Here is a 496-nt window from a genome sequence, read left to right on the forward strand (position 1 = left end):
AAGTGCTGGGCAAGACCGGTGCCAGCCGCCGCGGTAATACCGGCAGCACAAGTGATGACCGCTATTATTGGGCCTAAAGCGTCCGTAGCCGGCCGGGCAAGTCCATCGGGAAATCCGCACGCCTAACGTGCGGGCGTCCGGTGGAAACTGCTTGGCTTGGGACCGGAAGATCCAGAGGGTACGTCTGGGGTAGGAGTGAAATCCTGTAATCCTGGACGGACCACCGGTGGCGAAAGCGCTCTGGAAAGACGGATCCGACGGTGAGGGACGAAAGCTTGGGTCACGAACCGGATTAGATACCCGGGTAGTCCAAGCTGTAAACGATGTCTGCTAGGTGTGGCACAGGCTACGAGCCTGTGCTGTGCCGTAGGGAAGCCGTGAAGCAGACCGCCTGGGAAGTACGTCTGCAAGGATGAAACTTAAAGGAATTGGCGGGGGAGCACTACAACCGGAGGAGCCTGCGGTTTAATTGGACTCAACGCCGGACATCTCACCG

At 58.9% G+C, this 496-nt stretch carries 1 rRNA gene; it reads left to right on the forward strand.

The window, feature by feature from the left end:
• Nucleotides 1–496: ribosomal RNA gene (locus C477_RS22625) — 16S ribosomal RNA — on the forward strand; the annotation flags it as partial.

The sequence above is a fragment of the Haloterrigena salina JCM 13891 genome (assembly GCF_000337495.1).
In the GTDB taxonomy this organism is placed as follows: domain Archaea; phylum Halobacteriota; class Halobacteria; order Halobacteriales; family Natrialbaceae; genus Haloterrigena; species Haloterrigena salina.